Source organism: Halopiger goleimassiliensis (assembly GCF_000455345.1).
Classification (GTDB): Archaea; Halobacteriota; Halobacteria; order Halobacteriales; family Natrialbaceae; genus Halopiger_A; species Halopiger_A goleimassiliensis.
Genome location: NZ_HG315690.1, coordinates 2,497,231 through 2,514,041 on the forward strand (window position 1 = coordinate 2,497,231; position 16,811 = coordinate 2,514,041).

Here is a 16,811-nt window from a genome sequence, read left to right on the forward strand (position 1 = left end):
AGCTACGTCGGTTGCCCCGTACCGAAGAGAGAACGCAGGCGTCGATGGAACCGGGGCGAACGTCGGACGGCCCGCCGATTCAGAGTCGATCCGTGTTCACGTCCACGCCGGGCGGGGTCACCAGCAGGAAGCCCCGGAAGTGAACCAGGTTCCCGCCCGCCTCCTTGACGTCGCGGGCGAAGCCAGAGGCGAGTTCGTTGACTTCGCCATCGACGTTGAGGACGAGGACGTTGCCCTTCGAGATCGACTCGAGCCACTCCTCGTCGGACGTCGTCCCGTCGAGGACGCCCAGTTCGATGCTGCCCTCGAGTTCGAGTTCCTCCTCGATGTGTTCCTCGGCCGTTCGCAGATCCAGGTCGAAGTCGCTCATAGGGCGTGGGTCGAACCGGGACGAGAAAAACGTTCGCCTCCGAACGTTTGCTCTGCGGGCGCGCCTTCGGCGCGCCCTCGGCAAAATCTCGAGAGAGCGAAGCTCTCTCGGACCTCGCAGGAGCGAAGCTCCCGCTTAGCTTCGATGAAAAGCCTTCGTCACCCCCTCGGCCCGCTCATTCACTGACTCACGGCTTCGCCGTTCGTCTCTCCGCGGCGCTTCGCGCCGCGCTTTCGTTCGCTCACCGCTGCGATGGTTCGCGCTCGGGGGGACTAGTCCTGCGGGAACTCCTTCTGGAAGCCGCGGAACTCGGTGTGGTGGGCCTCCTCGTCGGCGAGGATCGAGACGGCGACGTCCTCGGTGACCGGATCGTTCGCCTCCGAGGCGGCCTCGTGGAGCGCGCGATACGTCTCGATCGCGTCGTCCTCGGCCTCGAGCACGCCCGCGATGACCGACTGGACGTCCGTCGTGTCTTCGGGTGGTTGCAGGCTCGACTGGGTCGCCTCGAAGCCCGCCGATCCGGGGGGCGACTCGTCGAGTTGCTTCAGGCGCTCGCCGAGCATGCGGGCGTGGTCGAGTTCTTCCTGGACGTCCTCCTCGAGGCTCGCTTTGACCTCCTCGGCGTGGACGCCGTCGAGGACGATCGCGTTCGTCAGGTAGTTCATCACGGTCTCGAGTTCGTCGACGTAGGCCTCCGTCAGGAGGTCGGTGATCTCGTCGGTCGTCATGCCGGGCCGGCCTACCACGAGCGGATACAAAACGCTGACACGCGCTGTGGCAACCGTAGCCGCGCCATCTCGCGGGCCGATCGCGCTAGACTCTTCCCCGTACCGTCCCTATCGACGGCCATGCGCGATCTGGACGAGACCGACCTCGAGATCCTCGACCTCCTCGCCGAGGACGCCCGCCGGCCCTACAGCGAAATCGCCGATCACGTCGGGCTGACCCCACCGGCCGTCTCCGATCGGATCGCCCGGCTGGAGGAGCAGGGCATCATCCAGGGCTTCACGATCGACGTCGACCGGGAGACGCTCCACGGCGAGACCCCGATCCTCGTCGAACTGGAGCCAGCGCCAGCGGCCGTGGCGACGGTCTACGACGCCGCCGCCGACCTCGAGGGAGTCGAGGCGGTCTTCGAGGGGATGGACGGCCGGGTGGTCGTCCACGCGACGGTTCCCGACCGGGACGTGCGCTCGTGGCTCGCGTCGGCGATCGACCTCGAGTCGATCGCCTCCTACGACGTGACCGTCCTCTCGCGATCGGACCGGATCGTCGGCGTCTCGGCGAACGAGTTCTCCCTCGAGTGCGTCGTCTGCGGGAAGACCGTCACCGGCGACGGCGTGACGACCACGGTCGGCGGCGAGGTCAAGACGTTCTGCTGTCCCTCCTGCGAGGACCGCTACGTCAGCGAGTACGAAGCCCGCCGGGAGGAACTCGAGTGAGCGATAGAACTCGGTCGACGTGACGTTCTGGGCTACATTTCTTCATCTTGGGCTAAAATCCCCCTTGATAGTGAACGTTCGAAGTTCCGTCGTCGGTCGTGGTCCCTCGTGCTGACCGAACGTTCATCGAGGGGTGCGCGCGACCGACGCCGCGTTCGTTTCGGGCAATATCTGCGAAAACATAGGCCGTCGACCGACGATTGTAGGTCCGAACGAGCGGCCACCCCATATGATAATAAGTAATTTATTGACTATTAGGGCGTTGATGTCGTGCGGTTTTCTCCGAAGGCTGTGATGTCATCACATGACAGTCGTGCGCTCGAGGGTCGAAACAGCGCCAGATTTATATACGACGTCGCGCCTGGGATTCGATTACAATGTCTGAACAAGGCAACCCGTCCTCTGACACCAGTCAGGGGGGTCGAGTTCTTCCAGGGCACGTTAGATTCCACTGACGAAATAGAGTCAGCACGTGTCTTCGATACCACCCTCCGGGATGGTGAACAGTCGCCCGGAACTTCGTTCTCGTACGACGATAAACGGCAGATCGCCGCGATCTTAGACGAGATGGGGACCCACGTCATCGAAGCGGGGTTCCCCGTCAACTCCGACGCGGAGTTCGAGGCCGTTCGTGACATCGCGTCCTCGACGTCGACGACCACCTGCGGGTTAGCCCGCGTCGTCGACGACGACATCGAAGCGGCGCTCGATTCCGGCGTCGAGATGGTCCACACCTTCGTGTCGACCAGCGACGTCCAGATCGAGGACTCGATGCACGCCACGCGAGACGAGGTCGTACAGCGCGCAGTCGAATCGGTCGAACGCGTCACGGAGGCGGGCGTGACCTGCATGTTCTCGCCGATGGACGCAACGCGAACCGACGAGGCGTTCCTGATCGACGTGATCGAGGCCGTCTCCGAGGTCGGCGTCGACTGGATCAACGTTCCCGACACCTGTGGCGTCGCCACGCCGAGTCGGTTCAAGGCAATGATCGAGAAGGTCTGTGCCCACACCGACGCACGGGTCGACGTCCACACGCACGACGACTTCGGGCTGGCCACCGCCAACGCCTTGGCCGGCATCGAAGCCGGGGCCGACCAGGCCCAGGTGTCGGTCAACTCCATCGGCGAACGCGCGGGCAACGCCGCCTACGAGGAGTTCGTGATGGCCGTCGAGTCGCTCTACCAGACCGACACGGGGATCGACACGACGCGCATCACCGAACTCTCGGAGGTCGTCGCGGAGAAAAGCGACGTGCCGACCCCGGGCAACAAGCCGGTCGTCGGCGACAACGCCTTCTCCCACGAGAGCGGCATCCACGCCGCCGGCGTCATCGAGAACGCCGACACCTTCGAACCCGGCGTGATGACCCCCGAGATGGTCGGTGCCGAGCGCCGACTGGTCATGGGCAAACACACCGGGACCCACTCGGTCCGCGAACGACTCGAGGAGCTGGGTTTCGAGCCGACCGACGAACAGGTCCGTGCGGTCACCCGCCGCGTCAAAGACTACGGCGCGGAGAAGCGACGGGTCACCGTCGACGACCTGGAACGGTTCGCGACCGAGGCCGGCGTCGAACGCCAGCAAGAGGAGGTGCGCGTCTAAGGGATGTTCCCCCCGTTCGCTCACCGTCGCGAGCACCGGCTATCGCGTTCGAATCGCTGCCGGACTCGCAACAGTTATGCCGCTCCGGCGTACATCGTCACCACGAATGACGGTGCGCGCTCTGCTGTCGGTTCGCCCCACCGGGTTCGACAGCACCGCGTTCGCCTCGATTCGTATTGTAGGGGCGTCCTCGCCCCACCTATAGTACGTCGACGCCTTCGGTCCGGATTCGCCGCATCGTTTTCAGCCACGACACCACCCCAGCAGATGACACCAGACCGATATCCCACGACCCGCGACGACGCGGGAGAGAATCGATGAGCGAACGCGCAACACCGGTGACACAACCAGACGCGGACGAACAGGGCGACGAGGAACCGATCACCGACAGCGCGGCACCCGACGCCGCGACCGAGTCCGAGACGGACGCCGCGCCCGAACCCGTTACGACGGGCGCTGAGGCGGTCGTCCGCGCCCTCGAGAACGCGGGCGTGGAGTACGCCTTCGGCGTCCAGGGCGGGGCGATCATGCCCGTCTACGACTCGCTGTACGACTCCGAGGTCTACCACGTGACGATGGCCCACGAGCAGGGCGCGGCCCACGCGGCCGACGCCTACGGCATCGTCTCGGGCGACCCGGGCGTCTGTCTCGCGACCTCCGGCCCGGGGGCAACGAACCTCGTGACCGGAATCGCCGACGCCGACATGGACTCGGACCCGCTGGTCGCGCTGACCGGCCAGGTCCCGACGGAGTTCGTCGGCAACGACGCGTTCCAGGAGACGGACACGACGGGCGTCACGACGCCGATCACGAAGGACAACACCTTCGCGAGCGATCCCGACCGGGTCGGCGACGACGTGGGCGAGGCGTTCGCGCTCGCCCGCGAGGGCCGACCGGGACCGACGCTCGTGGACCTGCCCAAGGACGTCACCAAGGCCGACACCGACCGCGAACCGGACGAACCGCGGACGCCCGACACCTACCACGTCCAGGAACGGGCCGACCCCGAGATCGTCGCGGCCGCGGCCGAGCGAATCGAGAACGCCCGCAAGCCGGTCATGCTACTGGGCGGCGGCGTCATCAAGGGCGAGGCCAGCGACGTCTGCCGGGAGTTCGCCATCGAACACGAGATTCCGGTCATCACGACGATGCCCGGCCTCGGCTCGTTCCCCGAGGATCACGAACTCTCGCTCGAGATGGCGGGGATGCACGGCACCGGTTACGCCAACATGGCGATCACCCACTGCGATACGCTGCTCGCCGTCGGCACCCGGTTCGACGACCGCCTCACCGGCGGCATCGAGACCTTCGCGCCCGACGCGGAACTCATCCACGTCGACATCGACCCCGCCGAGATCAGCAAGAACATCCACGCGGACTACCCGCTGGTCGGCGACGCCGGCACGGTCGTCTCCCAGCTAGCGGAGGCGGTCGACTCCTCGCCCGAGGCCACGAAGTGGCGCGCCCAGTGCCAGCAGTGGAAGTCCGACTACTCGATGGCCTACGACGCGCCCGAGGACGAACCGATCCAGCCGGAGTTCGTCGTCGAAGCACTCGACGAGGCGACCGACGACGACACCATCGTGACGACCGGCGTCGGCCAACACCAGATGTGGGCCTGCCAGTACTGGACCTTCACCGAGCCCCGCACGTGGGTCTCGAGCCACGGGCTGGGGACGATGGGGTACGGACTGCCGGCGGCCATCGGCGCGCGACTCGCGGCCGACGACGACCAGGACGTCGTCTGCGTCGACGGCGACGGCTCGTTCCTGATGACGATGCAGGAACTGTCCGTCGCGGTCCGTGAGAACTTAGACATCACCGTCGCGGTGCTCAACAACGAGTACATCGGGATGGTCCGCCAGTGGCAGGACGCCTTCTTCGAGGGCCGTCACGCCGCCTCGGACTACAACTGGATGCCCGAGTTCGACAAACTCGCCGAGGCCTTCGGCACACAGGGGTACCGCATCGACGACTACGACGAGGTCGCCGACACCATCGAGGACGCCATCGCGTACGACGGCCCGTCGGTCATCGACGTCCACATCGACCCGCAGGCCAACGTCTACCCGATGGTGCCAAGCGGCGGCGACAACGGACAGTTCGCACTGACGGAGGACCAGCTATGAGCGGAAACGAACGAAAGCGCGGACTCGAAGGACCGCCGCCGGAGGAGCGCCCGACGCCCGAGGGCCGGCGCAACAAGCAGGGCATTCGCATCGACCCCGAGGTCGAGGCGACCCACGAACCGCGCCGGACGGTCATCTCCGCGCTGGTCGAACACGAACCCGGCGTGCTCTCGGACGTCTCGGGGCTGTTCTCGAGGCGACAGTTCAACATCGAGAGCCTGACGGTCGGGCCCACCGAGGACGAGGCGCTCGCGCGGATCACCCTCGTCGTCGAGGAGCCCGACCCCGGGATCGAGCAGATCAAGAAGCAACTGCGGAAGCTGATCCCGGTCATCTCCGTCCAGGAGCTCGAGCCCGACGCGATGCGCCGGGAACTGGCGCTGATCAAGGTCACCGCCGACCGGCCCGACCAGGTCGCCGCCGTCGCGGACATGTACGACGCGAAGACGGTCGACTCGAGCCCCAAGACGGCGACGTTCGAGGTGACCGGCAGCCGGCAGAAGATCGAGGCGGCGATCGACACCTTCGGCCAGTTCGGCATCCGCGAGATTTCCCGGACCGGGACGACGGCGCTGGCCCGCGGCACCGACGAGACGGCCGGGCCGACGCCCGCCGACGCGAGCGTACCGTCCGCCGACGAGGCGAACCAGTTTACGGAGACTGCAGACGATGACTGACGACTTCACCACCGAGATCTACTACGACGACGACGCGGACGTATCGACGCTGGACGACGAGACCGTGGCCGTGCTGGGCTACGGCAGCCAGGGCCACGCCCACGCGCTCAACCTGCACGACAGCGGCGTGGACGTGGTCGTCGGCCTCCGCGAGGACTCGTCCTCGCGGTCGGCCGCCGAAGCCGACGGCCTCGAGGTCGCGACGCCCGCGGAGGCGGTCGCACGGGCGACGTACGTCTCCGTCCTCGTGCCCGACACCGTCCAGCCGGCGGTCTACGAGAACGCGATCGAACCGAATCTCGAGGCAGGCGACACGCTCCAGTTCGCCCACGGGCTGAACATCCACTTCAACCAGATCGAACCGCCGGAGGACGTCGACGTGACGATGGTCGCGCCGAAGAGTCCGGGACATCTCGTCCGGCGCAACTACGAGAACGACGAGGGGACCCCCGGTCTGCTGGCGGTCTACCAGGATACGACTGGCGACGCCGAGGAGCGCGCCCTCGCGTACGCGAAGGGGATCGGCTGTACCCGCGCGGGCGTCATCGAGACGACGTTCCAGGAGGAGGTCGAGTCCGACCTCTTCGGCGAGCAGGCCGTCCTCTGTGGCGGCGTCACCGCGCTGGTCAAGCACGGCTACGAGACGCTCGTCGACGCGGGCTACTCGCCCGAGATCGCCTACTTCGAGTGTCTGAACGAGCTGAAACTGATCGTCGACCTGATGTACGAGGGCGGGCTCGGCGAGATGTGGGACTCCGTGAGCGATACCGCCGAGTACGGCGGCCTCTCCCGGGGCGAAGAGATCGTCGACGAGACGGTCCGCGAGAACATGGAGGAGACCCTCGAGGAGATCCAGCAGGGCGAGTTCACCCGCGAGTGGGTGCTCGAGAACCAGGCCGGTCGCCCGAGCTACACGCAGCTTCGGGAAGCGGAGAAGAACCACGAGATCGAGGACGTCGGCGAGCGACTGCGCGAGCTGTTCGCGTGGGCAGCGGAACAGGAGACCGAAGACGACGACTCCGTCCGCGTGCAGGCGGACGACTGACCGAAACAGGATACCGACCGACACACCATGACAGACGACGACACGACAGACACGATGGCGGACGTTAGCCACACCCACCCCTACACGGGGGAGACGGCTGGCCGACTGTTCAGTCGCGGCCCGACGGTCGCCGCCGATGGGGGGACCCCGGCCGGCGAGCGCGCCGCGACCGACGCGGAGGAACCGGACGAGGAACGAACGATGGCGGACGTCGATCACACGCCGCCGCACGACGCCGACGACGCGAACCGCGTGTTCGAACGCGGGAAGCGTCGCTCCGGACCGGTAGAGGACGCAGAATGAGCGAGGGTACACTGTACGACAAGGTCTGGGACCGCCACACGGTCACGACGCTGCCGACGGGACAGGACCAGCTGTTCGTCGGCCTCCACCTCATCCACGAGGTAACCAGCCCGCAGGCCTTCGGCATGCTGCGCGAGCGGGACCTCGAGGTCGCCTACCCCGAACTCACCCACGCGACCGTCGACCACATCGTGCCGACGGCCGACCAGTCCCGTCCCTACAGCGACGACGCGGCCGAGGAGATGATGTCCGAACTCGAGAAGAACGTCCGCGAAGCGGGCATCGACTTTTCGGACCCGACGACGGGCGACCAGGGCATCGTCCACGTCATCGGCCCCGAGCAGGGCCTCACACAACCGGGCAAGACGATCGTCTGTGGGGACAGCCACACCTCCACCCACGGGGCCTTCGGCGCGCTCGCGTTCGGAATCGGCACCAGCCAGATCCGGGACGTGCTCGCGACGGGCACCGTCGCCATGGAGAAACAGAAAGTACGGAAGATTCAGGTCGACGGCGAACTCGGCGAGGGCGTCGAGGCGAAAGACGTCATCCTCGAGATCATCCGCCGACTCGGCACCGAGGGCGGCGTCGGCTACGTCTACGAGTACGCCGGCTCCGCCATCGAGTCGCTGGGCATGGAAGGACGGATGTCCATCTGTAACATGTCCATCGAGGGCGGGGCCCGCGCGGGCTACGTCAATCCCGACGAGACCACCTACGAGTGGCTCGCGGAGACCGACTACTTCCAGGAGAATCCCGACCGGTTCGAGGAACTGAAGCCCTACTGGGAGTCGATCCGATCGGACGAGGACGCCGAGTACGACGACGTCGTCACCATCGACGCCGACGAACTCGAGCCCGTCGTGACGTGGGGCACCACGCCCGGCCAGGGAATCGGCATCGCGGACCCCATCCCGGCCCCCGAGGACCTGCCCGCGGACAAGCAGGACACCGCGCGACGCGCCCAGGAACACATGCGCGTCGAGCCCGGCGACACGATGGAGGGCTACGACATCGACGTCGCCTTCCTCGGCTCCTGTACGAACGCCCGTCTGCCGGACCTGCGACGGGCCGCGGCGATCGTCGAGGGCCGCGAGGTCCACGACGACGTCCGCGCGATGGTCGTCCCCGGCAGCCAGCGCGTCCAGGAGGCCGCCGAAGAAGAGGGCCTGCGCGAGGTCTTCGAGGAAGCCGGCTTCGAGTGGCGCAACGCCGGCTGTTCGATGTGTCTGGGCATGAACGAGGACCAGCTCGAGGGGGACGAGGCGTGTGCCTCCTCCTCGAACCGGAACTTCATCGGCCGCCAGGGCAGCAAGGACGGCCGCACCGTGTTGATGAACCCGCAGATGGTCGCCGCGGCGGCGATCGAAGGCGAGGTTACCGACGTTCGCGAGATGAAGGAGGTGCAGACGGTATGACGCGCGAGACCGACCAGCGGGAGGTCTCGGGACGAGCGAGCGGGGAGGAACGACCCGGGAGCGCCGCCGAGGTTCGGGAGGTCCGAACCGACGGCGGTGACGAAATCGAGATTCCGGAGGTCGACTACGTCTCGGGGTCGGGCATTCCGGTCCGCGGGAACGACATCGACACCGACCAGATCATCCCCGCACGGTTCATGAAGGTCGTCACCTTCGACGGCCTGGGCGAGTTCGCCTTCTTCGACCAGCGCTTCGACGAGAACGACGATCCGAAGGAGCACCCGTTCAACGAGGAGCAGTTCCAGGACTCCTCGGTGATGGTCGTCAACAGCAACTTCGGCTGTGGCTCCTCGCGCGAGCACGCGCCCCAGGCCCTGATGCGCTGGGGCATCGACGCGATCGTCGGCGAGAGCTTCGCCGAGATCTTCGCGGGCAACTGCCTCGCGCTCGGCATCCCGACCGTCACGGCCGACAGCGAGACCGTCGAGGAACTGCAGGACTGGGTCGACGAGCACCCCGACGAGGAGATCGAGATCGACGTCGAGAGCGAGACGGTCACCTACGGTGACACCACCATCGACGTCACCGTCGACGACGCCCAGCGCAAGGCGCTCGTCGAGGGCGTCTGGGACACCACCGCGCTGATGAAGTCCAACGCGGGCGAGGTGCGCAAGACGGCCCAGGACCTGCCGTACGTCGAGAACTCGGCGATTCCGGAAGCCGAGTGATTCCGTCGCTCGAAGACGGAGTCTCGGCGCTCGCCACGACTCGAGGCGCGCTCGTTTTCCGTAACTACAAGCGTCGTTTCACCTAGCGTAACGGATTATCCGGTCGCCCGACAGGATAGGAGTATGCCCTCCGATCGACGACGGTTCCTGACGCTCTGTACCGCCGCTTCGAGCGCCGCGCTGGCCGGCTGTTCGGCCGTCACGAACCGAATCCCGTGGACCCGAAGCGGAGACGGCGTGGACGACTGGCAGTACTCGCCGCCCGAGGAATCCGACGGCTGGCACTTCGGGGGGACCGACGACGCCCTCGAGGTGAACGAGGAGGCAGCTACCGGGGGCGACGAAATGATCGGGCTGTCGGCCGGCGGCGCAGCGGACGTCGGGACCTTCAGACGGAACGTCTACGAGGGGTACCTGCCGATTCCCGAGAGCATGGCCGACGAGGGGCTGTTCCACGAGTACTACTTCGACACCGGTGGCGACGGCTCCTGCGAGTCGCTGTTCTGTCCGACGTACACGCCGGCGGCGTCGCCGGACCCGCTCTCGGGCGAGACCGAACGGTACCTCTCGGTCGGGCTGGACTCCGGGCTCTCGCAGTCGGCGTTCGAGCGGCCGCCGCTGAACCTCGTGATCGTCCTCGACATCTCGGGGTCGATGAGCGCGAGTTTCAGCGACTACTACTACGACGCCTACGGCAACGAACGCGAACCCGACGGCGACACGAGTCGGCCGAAGATGGACGTCGCGAAGGACGCGCTGGTCGCGATGACCCGCCACCTCCGCCCGGAGGACCGGTTGGGCGTCGTCCTCTTCAATCAGGAGGCCCACCTGGCCAAACCCCTCCGCGCGGTCGAAGACACGGACATGGACGCCATCCGGGGCCACATCCGGGAGGACGTTCGAGCCACGGGTGGCACCAACGTCTCGGCCGGGATGGAACGCAGCGCGGACCTCGTCGCGGAGCACGTCGACGCGGACCGCGACGAGTACGAGACCCGTTCGGTCCTCATCACCGACGCACAGACCAACGTGGGCGAGACCGACGCCGACGAACTCCGCGGGAGCCTCGAGGAAAACGCCGAAGCGGGCCACCACACGACGGTGATCGGCGTCGGCGTCGATTTCAACGCCGATCTGATCGACCAGATCACGGCCGTCCGCGGCGCGAACTACTACAGCGTCCACTCCGCGGACGAGTTCGAGGAACGCATGGACGAGGGGTTCGAGTACATGGTGACGCCGCTCGTGTACGACCTCTCGCTGGAACTCGAGGCCGAGGGCTACGAGATCAGCCGGGTGTACGGTTCGGACGCCGCCGACGAGGCGACCGGCGAACTGATGCGGGTCGAGACGCTGTTCCCGTCCGAGCGATCCGACGGCGAGGCGAAAGGCGGCGTCGTCCTCGTCCGGGTCGAGCGAACGAGCGTCGGGGCGGCGGACGACGCGGAACTGGCGCTCGAGGCCAGCTGGGAGACCCGCGCGGGCGAGGAGCGGTCGACGACCGAGACCGTCTCCCTGCCCGCCGGCGAGGAACAGTACGGCTCCGACGCGGTGCGGAAGGCGATCCTGCTGGCGCGAGAAGCCGACCTCCTGACGAACTGGACCGTCCACGAGCGCGAGGCGACGCTCGTCGAGGAGCGCGACGGCATCGCTACACCGCCCGCCGAGGACCGCCTCGGGAAGTGGGAACTGGAGTCGGACCCGCTGTCGGTGAGCCAGCCTTACGACGATCGCCTCGAGACGTTCCGGAACCACCTCGCGGCCGAGATGGACGCCATCGGCGACGAGACCCTCGAGCAGGAACGCGAACTGCTCGACGCGATCCTCGAGAGCGCCTGACCGCGTCGAGACTCGACACAGACGATGCTGCAGTCGGTTCCGGACTGGTGTCTCTCTGTCTGGCTCTCGATTCGATCGTTGCTGGCGTCGGATTCGGGGCTTTTGAGGTGGCTTCCACTCGAGTGGCTATCGGCCAGAGTACCGTCGGTATAACATCCGGAAAACGGTATCTCGCCCTCCGAGTGGCTCTCAGTGCGTGTATCCTCGTCCGATGGTGATCATGGTCATCGTCTCGGTCAGCCGTACCTCACATCGGAGTGGTCGTTGAGTCCGTTGGTGCGACCGCGGTGCAGGACGCCGATGAGAGGCAATCCTCGAGGACGCCGAATCGCTCGCGGTCGCGGTCACGGACGCCCACTACGAGGTCGGAATCGAGAGCGCACCCGTCGCGGCGACCGCCCGGTACGGCACCTACACGGCCTCGTACGTCGTCGGCGGCACGTACCGTCTCGAGTCGGTCCCCCCTCGGTACGCACGACCTCCGCGTGAGTGCCTGGATACGTGTCGATGAGGAACGGTCGGTCGATCTGTCGGCCGACGACGTCGAGACGTTCTCGCTGTGGGGCGACGGGCGGTCTCGGTCACTATACGACCACGGATCGCGAACCATCGGTGACGCCACGGTTACAGTCGAGCGAGGATAGGGCGACGTTCGAGGCCGCCTCGACGTCGACAGTTTCTTGCGTCGACAGGTTCCGCTACCGACCATGCCGATCGTCGCCCTGGGGAGAGCCGTGGAGTTCCTCGCTCCGGCCGTCGTGGGACTGGTCGTCGCGCTGGTGGGACTCGTCTTCGTCGGGCTCCTCCTGTTTATCGTCGGGATCGGCCTGCTGCGGATCGTCGACGGCACTCGCGGCCTCTACACCCGGGCGCACGTGTCGACGACCGACCCGCTCGAGCCGGGCGATGCGCCCACCTCGGGACACGCGACCGTCGTCGGCCGGGCCATCCCGGCCCCGGACGGCCCGTCAGCGGCACCGTTCTCCGGCCGCGATGCGCTGGGCCACCGGTATCGCATCCGCCAGCGGACCGACGGGGTCGGCTGGTGGACCGTCGCGGACGGCGGCGAGACGGGCCGGTTCCTGCTCGAGGGACCGACCGGACGGGTTCTCGTCGAGGGTCGGGGAGCGGCACCCGACGGCATCGAGCGTCAGCAGGTTGCTGCTCACGACCCGGACGAATCGTTCGACGTCGAGGCGCGGGGCAGACTCGAGGCGTCCGCGGCGTTCGACCCCGACCTCGTCCCCCACGTCGTCGGCGAGAGCGTCAGCGATCCGCGCCAGTACGAGGAGGGGCGACTCGAGCCCGGACAGGAGGTCTACGTCTACGGAGTCTGTCGCGACGACCACACCTACGACGCCCGGATCGACGCCGACGAGTCGGTAGCGTTCGTCGTCGACGACGACCCACCGGCGGACGCGCTGGCGGACCACGGCGTCACGTGGCGCGGGAGCCTCGGGAAGGTACTGCAGGGCGGTCTCGCGGTCGCCGTCGGCGGGTTCTTCCTGTACGTTATCGTCGTCGGCATCGGGGGCGAACTGCTCGCGTTCGCCGGCTTCTGACGGAATCCTGGAGTACAGCGGAAGGGGCGTCCGACCCACGGGGATCGATAGGAATTCCTAAGTGTTCGGTGGCGGACACCACGAGTATGTCGACCAGGGCCGTGCTCGCCGGGCTGGTGTTCACCGCGGTGGGGGCCGTACTCGGCGGGCTCGGCGTTCGAGACCTCCGCCGGAGTCGGTCGATCGCCGCGAGCGACCCGGTTCCGATACGTGACGCCGCCGACGCCAGCGGCCGCGTCGAGTTCGAAGGCGTCGCGCGGGCGGGCAATCCCTTCGATGCACCGTTCTCGGGTGAGAAGGCCATAGTCGCCACGTACCGCGTCGAGGAGCGCCACTCGAGCGGGAGCGACGACGACGAGAGGTGGCGGACCGTCGCGAGCGGGACGATCGAACGCCCGTTCGTCGTCGCGGACGACACCGGCCGCATCACGGTCGACCCGGACGGCGCGACGATCGATCCTGACGGCCAGCCGCGGGTCGAATCCGTCGAGGACGGCGGGACGCTCTCCGACGCGATCAGACTGCGGCTCTCGGCGCTCACCGACGAGATCGACGACTTCGAGTCGATTCTGCCCGACAGAAGGCGTCGACGGTACGCGGAGGGGGTTATCCGGCCCGGCGATGACGTCCACGTTTACGGCGGGCAAACGGAGCGAGTCGAGCGCGAAGGGGTCGACGCGACGGTCACGACCGCCGCCGGAGACCACTACCGGATCACCGCCGGCGACGAGTCCGACGCCGTCTCCGCAGCGTCTCGTAGCGGTATCTGGAAGATCGGCATCGGGCTGTTCGCCGGTTTACTGGGGCTGTTTTTCGTCTATGCGTCGCTGGGAGGGAGCTAGCTACCAGGGACGACGATCGGCGTTCGAACCCGTCCACGAAGGTCGGTCGACTGTACCCCCGTTCAGACCGGCTGCTGCGTCGCGCCGGCTTCGATCCACTCGAGTCGACCGTCGGTCGGTCCGTTCGTCGCCAGTACGTGGCCGGTGCGTCCGAGAGGAACGACTCCGGAAGCGCTTCGCGCTCGGAGGCGTCGGCGACCGTCTCGAGAACGTCGACGGCCTCGGCTGCCGCATCGACGTCGTCATAATGGGTCGGGGCGAGACGCGTCACGACTGTCGCGACTCGACCGGCAACGGTCTCGGTGCCGGCGAGCGTTTCGATCCGAGGTCGGTCGGACCCGAACTGCTCGATACGATCCTCGAGAGCGCCTGACGACGGTCGGCCCGCTCGTTCGCCTACGAATCGACGTCGCTCGGGCCCGCGGAACCGAGGTAATAGCCACGCTTAACCGCGCCGACTCGCTTCGGTCGGGTAATGTCGCGCTCGTGGATCGATCGGTCCGATCGGTGGGTCGTCCCGTCGGTGGTGTTCGTCCTCGCAGTGTTCGTCGCCGCCGTTTCGGCCGGATCGCTGGCGGCCGTTCCGGTCGCAACCGCCGGGCAGGCCGACGACGGCACCGGCGCGTCGTCGACGATCGAGGGGACCGTAACCGACGCCGAAACGGGCGATCCGATCCCGAACGCGAGCGTCGAGGTCGTCGCCGACGGCCGGATCCACGAGACGGCGACCGACGCCGACGGCCGGTACGCGGTTTCCGACGTCACCGGCGATCGAGAGGTCGCCGTCCTCGTCGAGCGCGAGGGGTACGAGTCGGTCACCGAGACCCGAACCGTTCCCGCCGACGAGACGACGACCGTCGACGTCTCGCTCGCCGGTCGGGGAACCATCGAGGTCGACGTGGCGGACGCTCACTTCGGCGACGGGATCGGCGAGGCGACCGTCGAGGCGACGGCGAGCGGATCGACGGGGACGTACGCTGGAACCCACGTCGGGAACGGAACCTACCGCCTCGAGAACGTGCCGACGGGAACCGACTACGCGCTGTCGGTCGGCGCGCCGGGGTACGTCGGCGAGGTGCTGCCCGTCGCCGTCGACGGCGAGCGGGTCGACGAAGCGGTGACGCTCCGGGGGAACGCCGCCCTCGAGGTGATCGTCGAAACGGAAGACGGCGAACTGGTCGTGGACGCGTCCGTCTCGGTCGAACGCGACGGGGGCGCGAGGTTCGAGGTCCCGCCGTCGGCCGGCGACCGGGGAACGTTCGAGATCACCGTTCCCGGAACCGGCGAATCGTACGTGGTCGAAGCCGACGCGCCCGAGTTCGAATCGACCGCCGTCGAGGCGTCGCCGGTCGAGCGCGGCGAGACCGTGCGGACGACGGTCGCACTGACGGCACCGGTCCCGTTCCCCCTCGTCGGAACGGCGGTGATCGTCTCGATGCTGTGTGCCGTCGTCGGTGGCGCGTACGTGTGGCGTCAGTCGCTCGAATCGTAGCGGTGTGAATTCGGGGACTGGCGTATCGATACCCTCTTTTCCCCCGCCGGGAGACGTTGTGGCATGACACACGAGATCGCCGTCATCCCGGGCGACGGAATCGGGCAGGAAGTCACCCCCGCCGCCGTCGAGGTGCTCGAGGCGCTCGAGTTGGACCTCGCGTTCGTCGAGGCCGAGGCGGGCGACGCCGTGAAGGAAGAGACGGGCGAGGCGCTTCCGCAGGAGACCTACGACCTCGCCGCCGAGGCCGACGCGACGCTGTTCGGGGCCGTCGGCGAGACGGCCGCCGACGTGATCCTGCCCCTGCGTGAGGCGGTCGACTCCTTCGTCAACGTCCGGCCCGCGAAGGCCTACCCCGGCGTGGACGCCCTGCGGCCCGAGACCGACCTCGTGTTCCTTCGGGAGAACACTGAGGGCGTCTACGCCGGCCACGAGGATCGGCTGACCGACGACGTCTCGACGCTCACCCGCGTCGTCACGAAGTTGGCCTCCCGAGAACTCGCCGAGTTCGCCTGCGAATACGTCGACGGCGACGACCACGACGGCTTCACGATCGCTCACAAGGCGAACGTGATGCGCGAGACGGACGGCCTGTTCCTCGAGACCGTCGAGTCCGTCGCCGACGAGCGCGGCGTCGAGACCGACGACGTGCTGATGGACGCCTTCGCGACGCGCGTCTGTCTCGACCCCACGCAGTTCGACGTCGTCGTCTGCCCCAACCTCGCCGGCGACGTCCTCTCGGACCTCGCGGCGGGCCTCGTCGGCGGGCTCGGCCTCCTGCCCAGCGCCAACGTCGGTCACGAGCGAGGGCTGTTCGAACCCGTCCACGGCTCCGCGCCCGACATCGCGGGCGAGGGGATCGCCAACCCCGCCGCGACGATCGTCTCCGCGGCGATGTTGCTCGAGTACCTCGGCTACGACGAGGAAGCCGACGCGGTCCACGCGGCCGTCGAAACGACGCTCGAGGAGGGGCCGCGGACGCCGGACCTCGGCGGCGACGCCTCCACGGAGGACGTGACCGAAGCGATCGTCGATCGGCTGTAGTCCGGGTCGACTGGGGCGTTTCCCGACGGACAGTAGCCGTTTCGGAAGGTGTATCCGGGCCTTCGTCGATACCGTCGTCGATCAGGGCACGTGCTTACTGAACAGGGTTTTGGAAATCTATAGAGGTAAACTGAAGCGCTCTGCTACCGTGGACACGGAGAGTAGCCACGCCGCTCACGGGTCACTTCGTTCCCCGTTCGCCTTCTCGAGGAGTTCGCTTCGCTCACTCCTCGTCCTCCCCAGCCGATTCGCTCCGTTTCACTCCGCTCACCCACTGTCAGAGCAAGCTCTGACAAGCCTTCGCTCACTTCGTTC

The 16,811-nt window shown here is 67.3% G+C and carries 16 protein-coding genes; 14 read left to right on the plus strand and 2 right to left on the minus strand.

Translation table 11 applies throughout. The annotated features are described in order from the left end of the window. Positions 1–79: 79 nt before the first annotated feature. Both TX79_RS12210 and TX79_RS12215 read right to left on the minus strand, forming a co-directional pair. The gene (locus tag TX79_RS12210) at positions 80–370 is read right to left on the minus strand and encodes a DUF5779 family protein (RefSeq protein WP_049927715.1); all 291 of its coding nucleotides are present in this window, start codon (positions 368–370) and stop codon (positions 80–82) included. A gap of 272 nt (positions 371–642) precedes the next feature. Next, on the minus strand, positions 643–1,098 hold the full coding sequence (locus TX79_RS12215) for a ferritin-like domain-containing protein (protein ID WP_049927717.1): 456 nt from the start codon (positions 1,096–1,098) through the stop codon (positions 643–645). Positions 1,099–1,218: 120 nt separating this feature from the next. Here TX79_RS12215 and TX79_RS12220 point away from each other — a divergent pair, with 120 nt between their 5' ends. From TX79_RS12220 to leuB, 14 genes are all read left to right on the plus strand, one after another. Continuing rightward, on the plus strand, positions 1,219–1,812 hold the full coding sequence (locus TX79_RS12220; RefSeq protein WP_049927718.1) for an Lrp/AsnC family transcriptional regulator: 594 nt from the start codon (positions 1,219–1,221) through the stop codon (positions 1,810–1,812). Positions 1,813–2,214: 402 nt separating this feature from the next. Further along, the gene (locus tag TX79_RS12225; RefSeq protein ID WP_230198592.1) at positions 2,215–3,417 is read left to right on the plus strand and encodes a LeuA family protein; all 1,203 of its coding nucleotides are present in this window, start codon (positions 2,215–2,217) and stop codon (positions 3,415–3,417) included. A 317-nt stretch (positions 3,418–3,734) separates the two neighbouring features. Then, entirely contained in the window at positions 3,735–5,546 is a 1,812-nt protein-coding gene (ilvB, locus tag TX79_RS12230; protein ID WP_049927720.1) for a biosynthetic-type acetolactate synthase large subunit, read from the plus strand. Continuing rightward, entirely contained in the window at positions 5,543–6,223 is a 681-nt protein-coding gene (ilvN, locus tag TX79_RS12235) for an acetolactate synthase small subunit (RefSeq protein WP_049927721.1), read from the plus strand. Before ilvB ends, ilvN begins: the two co-directional genes overlap by 4 nt. Further along, on the plus strand, positions 6,216–7,268 hold the full coding sequence (gene ilvC / locus TX79_RS12240; RefSeq protein WP_049927722.1) for a ketol-acid reductoisomerase: 1,053 nt from the start codon (positions 6,216–6,218) through the stop codon (positions 7,266–7,268). Before ilvN ends, ilvC begins: the two co-directional genes overlap by 8 nt. Before the next feature lie 27 nt (positions 7,269–7,295). Continuing rightward, positions 7,296–7,571 carry a hypothetical protein gene (locus TX79_RS12245; RefSeq protein ID WP_049927723.1) on the plus strand — a complete coding sequence of 92 codons (276 nt, stop codon included), beginning with the start codon at positions 7,296–7,298 and terminating at the stop codon, positions 7,569–7,571. Further along, positions 7,568–8,989 (plus strand): 3-isopropylmalate dehydratase large subunit, encoded by a 1,422-nt coding sequence (gene leuC / locus TX79_RS12250; RefSeq protein WP_049927724.1) that lies wholly within the window; start codon positions 7,568–7,570, stop codon positions 8,987–8,989. Before TX79_RS12245 ends, leuC begins: the two co-directional genes overlap by 4 nt. After that, positions 8,986–9,717: a 3-isopropylmalate dehydratase small subunit gene (gene leuD / locus TX79_RS12255; RefSeq protein WP_049927725.1), complete on the plus strand. Its 732-nt coding sequence runs from the start codon at positions 8,986–8,988 to the stop codon at positions 9,715–9,717. Before leuC ends, leuD begins: the two co-directional genes overlap by 4 nt. A 123-nt stretch (positions 9,718–9,840) precedes the next feature. Next, a complete protein-coding gene (locus TX79_RS12260) occupies positions 9,841–11,556 on the plus strand; it encodes a vWA domain-containing protein (RefSeq protein WP_049927726.1) in 1,716 nt (571 codons plus the stop codon). Between the two features lie 707 nt (positions 11,557–12,263). Further along, positions 12,264–13,118 (plus strand): hypothetical protein, encoded by an 855-nt coding sequence (locus tag TX79_RS12265; RefSeq protein ID WP_049927727.1) that lies wholly within the window; start codon positions 12,264–12,266, stop codon positions 13,116–13,118. 86 nt (positions 13,119–13,204) lie between these two features. Further along, positions 13,205–13,960 (plus strand): GIDE domain-containing protein, encoded by a 756-nt coding sequence (locus TX79_RS12270; protein ID WP_154660514.1) that lies wholly within the window; start codon positions 13,205–13,207, stop codon positions 13,958–13,960. A 247-nt stretch (positions 13,961–14,207) separates the two neighbouring features. Beyond that, the gene (locus TX79_RS20015; RefSeq protein WP_268257986.1) at positions 14,208–14,333 is read left to right on the plus strand and encodes a hypothetical protein; all 126 of its coding nucleotides are present in this window, start codon (positions 14,208–14,210) and stop codon (positions 14,331–14,333) included. A 102-nt stretch (positions 14,334–14,435) separates the two neighbouring features. Beyond that, positions 14,436–15,452, plus strand: coding sequence for a carboxypeptidase-like regulatory domain-containing protein (locus tag TX79_RS12280; RefSeq protein ID WP_049927730.1), 1,017 nt, complete (start codon positions 14,436–14,438; stop codon positions 15,450–15,452). A 63-nt stretch (positions 15,453–15,515) separates the two neighbouring features. After that, entirely contained in the window at positions 15,516–16,496 is a 981-nt protein-coding gene (leuB, locus tag TX79_RS12285; RefSeq protein WP_049927731.1) for a 3-isopropylmalate dehydrogenase, read from the plus strand. Positions 16,497–16,811: the final 315 nt, after the last annotated feature.